At 68.0% G+C, this 3,514-nt stretch carries 2 protein-coding genes; both read left to right on the top strand.

The genetic code is table 11. The features are described 5' to 3' along the window. Window positions 1-38: 38 nt before the first annotated feature. Complete coding sequence (locus tag H8B02_RS46135) at window positions 39-701, top strand: TetR/AcrR family transcriptional regulator (protein WP_229172346.1); 663 nt, start codon at window positions 39-41, stop codon at window positions 699-701. Then, a complete protein-coding gene (locus H8B02_RS46130) occupies window positions 698-3,379 on the top strand; it encodes a molybdopterin-dependent oxidoreductase (protein ID WP_229172345.1) in 2,682 nt (893 codons plus the stop codon). Before H8B02_RS46135 ends, H8B02_RS46130 begins: the two co-directional genes overlap by 4 nt. Window positions 3,380-3,514 lie beyond the last annotated feature (135 nt).

The raw sequence follows: 3,514 nt of genomic DNA, 5'->3' as shown, positions 1-3,514 counted from the left end.
CGATTTGACAGTTCTCCTATATTTGTCAAATTCGTCAAATGGGACCGAAAACCCGCATTCTCGACGCCACCATGCTGGTTTTCCGCCGGCACGGCTTTCGCCGCTCCTCGATCGAGCAGGTCGCCGAAGCGGCCGGCCTGACGCGGCAGGCGCTCTATCATCATTTCGAATCCAAGGAAGCGCTGTTTCGCGCCGTAATCGAGCGCGTGCATGAGTCCGCGATCGCGGCCGAGGAGGTTGCCGTTGCCGAGGCAGAGACGGCGGACGGCAGTCTCGGCGACATCCTTGCCGCGGGCATGACCGCGCGGATGTCGACCATGATCGCGTCGCTGGACGGCTCGCCGCATCTCGAGGAATTGTATTCCGAACACCTCGTGCACGCGCGCGATCTCTACCAGACCTATGCCGCACGCTACGCGGAGCGAATGGTCGCGACGATCGCGCGGACCGTTCGCAAGCATCAGCTTGCGCTGCCGCAGGAGCTCTCGCCGGCCGAATTCGCGCGGCTGGTCGAAATGTCAGTGTACGCATCGAAGTCGCAGTATCCGGCGATGCAGCCGGCGGATGCGTTCCTGAAGGACATGGCCATGATGGTACGAACGCTCTGCGCGGGCGCCTTGCCGAAATCGCAGAAGCCGCCCGTCAAGACGGCGGCAATCAAGGACAAGCCGACACGCCGCAAGACAGGAGGACATCCATGAGCACGACGACCATCAATGGCCGCGTTGAATCGCTGCCCGATGATCCCGATGCGCTCTTGATCGACATCGTGCGCGACCAGCTCAAGCTCACCGGCACCAAGCTCGTCTGCGGTGCCGGTGTCTGCGGCGCCTGCACGGTGCTGGTCGATGGTGCGCCGGTCGCAAGCTGCCTGATGCCGGCGCACGCCGCGGCCGGCAAAGCGGTGACGACGGTGGAAGCCATCGGCGCAGCCGGGCTGCATCCGGTGCAGAAGGCATTCATGGCGCATGACGCCCTGCAATGCGGCTTCTGCACGCCGGGCTTCATCGTGGAGGCGACCGCGTTCTGCGACCGCTGGCGCGCGACCAGGGGAACGGTCGTGCCGTCACGCGAGGAGATCGGCGCGGCGCTGTCGGGCCATCTCTGCCGCTGCGGCGCCTATGACGGCATTTTCCGTGCGGTGGCGGACGCCTGCGCCGGCCGCTTCGACGGCGACAATGTCACAGCGCCGCGCATCGAGGCGCGCGACAAGGTGACGGGCGCGGCAAAGTACACCGTCGACATCAATCATGACGGCCAGCTCGAAGGCCTGATCCTGCGCTCGCGCGAGGCGCATGCCCGCATCACCGCGCTCGATCTGGCACCGGCGCGCGCGCTCGCCGGTGTCGCCGCGGTGTCGCTGCTCGGCGACGACCGTATCGTGCGCTATGTCGGCGAGCCGATTGCGGCGGTCGCCGCAAAGGACCGCAAGACCGCGCTGGCCGCGCTGGCTGCGATCAAGCTGACCAGCGAACGGCTGCCCGCGGTGGTCGGGCTCGACGCCGGGCGCAAGGACGGCGCGCCTGTGGTGTTCGACAGAGCGAGCCGCAAGCGGGCCGGCAATGTCTCGGAGGCGGCCGGCGGGCCGGCGCCATGGAAACAGAACATCCGCGGGCCGACCGCGGTGTTCTCGACGCGCGCCAAGAAAGCCCGCAACTGGGTCGACGAGGCGCGCCAGGCCAACAACCGCCTGCTCGTCGAAGCGACCTTCCGCACCGCCACGCAGCAGCATGCGTGCCTCGAGCCGCACGCCGCGGTGGCGCGCTTCGACGGCGACCGGCTGACCTTGCACGCCTCGACCCAGCAGGTGTTTCATCTGAAGGAGCAGATCGCAAAACGCTACAAGCTCGATCACGACAAGGTCCGCGTCATCGCCGATCACGTCGGCGGCGGCTTCGGATCGAAGGCGAGCCTCGGCGTCGAGACGATCGCCGCCATCGAGCTGGCGCGCGAAGCGAAGGCGCCTGTTAGAGTCGCCTACGATCGGCAGGAAGAGCTGTCCGTCGCCGGTTATCGTCCGGCCGCGGAACTGAAGGTCGCGCTGCTCCCGTCCGAGCAGGGTGGCCTGAAGGCACTTTCTGTCACCGCGCATGCCGATACGGGCGCTGCGACCAATTCGACGATCGCGGGCCTGGCGCGGCTGATCTATCCGGCCGAGGCGAAGGACCTTTCGGATTTCGACGTCATCAGCAATTTGCCGCCCGGCGCGGCCTTCCGCGGCCCCGGCGGTCCGCCGATGGCGTTCGCGGTGGAGCAGGCGATCGACGAGGCCGCGCTGCGGCTCAACGTCGACCCGATCGCCCTGCGCAAGCGCTGGGATCCCGATCCCAACCGCCAGCGGCTCTACGACTGGGCATCCGGGCTCGAGATCTGGCGCAATCGGAAGCCCGCGCAGAACGGACGCTATCGCCGTGGCATCGGGATGGCGACCGGCTACTGGCTCTATCTCTGGCAGCCCAACGTGAAGGTCGAGGTCGCAGTCAGGGCCGGCCGCATCGTCGCCAGCACCGCGACGCAGGACATCGGCACCGGCACCCGCAGCGTGCTTGCCGACACGATCGCGCGCGAGTTCGATCTCGAACCCGGCGACATCGAGGTGCGGATCGGCGATTCATCGCTGCCCGAAGGGCCGGGCTCCGGCGGCAGCCGCGTCACTGCCTCGGTGATGCCGCCGACGCTGCAGGCGGTGCGGAAGCTGAAGGCCGCGATCCTCGAACAGGCGACACGAAAGCCCGCGCCCGGCTCGAACGCGCCGTGGCGCGAGCTGATCGCGCGCTCGCCCGATATCGCCGTGATGGAGTCGCGCGGCGAGGACAGCAAGAACACCGCGCCCGGCATCCGCTCGCCGCTGCGCGAAGTCGGCCTGATCGGCATGGTGTTCGGCTGGATGATGCGGCGCTTCTCGAACATCGCGGTCGGCGCCGGCGTGCCGAGCTCGGTGCAGGTGATCGAGGTGGAGGTCGACACCTGGCTCGGCCATGTGCGCGTGCTCAACGTGCATACCGGCATCGCGGTCGGCAAGATCGCAGCGCCCGCGCTGGCGCACAGCCAGGCCTGCGGCGCGGTGATCCAGGGCCTCGGCTACGCGCTCTACGAAGCGCGCGAGCTTGATCCGACCAGCGGCGACGTCCTGACCGCGGGGATGGAGGATTATCGCATCCCTGGTATCGCCGACACGCCCGAGATCGATGTCCATTTCGACGAAGCCGGCTTCGACCATGTGCTCGGCAACAGCGTCGGCATCGGTGAGGCGTCGACGGTGCCGACCTCGGCCGCGGTCGCCAACGCGATCCACAATGCGATCGGCGTCCGCCTCACCGAGATTCCGATCCGGCCCGACCGCATCGTCGCCGCGCTGAAAGGGAGGGATGCCGCATGAGCGTCGCAATCGCAGAGGCACTGTCCGTGCCCGAATTCCGCGCCGCCGGCACCGACCTGTCGGAGCGCCGCCGCAGCGGCCTGTCGTGCGGAGCGATCATCGATCTCACCGCCAGCCCCGATACGATCGGGGTGG

Origin of the sequence: Bradyrhizobium altum, from assembly GCF_020889705.1 — a bacterium.
GTDB lineage: Bacteria > Pseudomonadota > Alphaproteobacteria > Rhizobiales > Xanthobacteraceae > Bradyrhizobium > Bradyrhizobium altum.
This window is presented reverse-complemented; position numbering and strand designations above follow the sequence as displayed.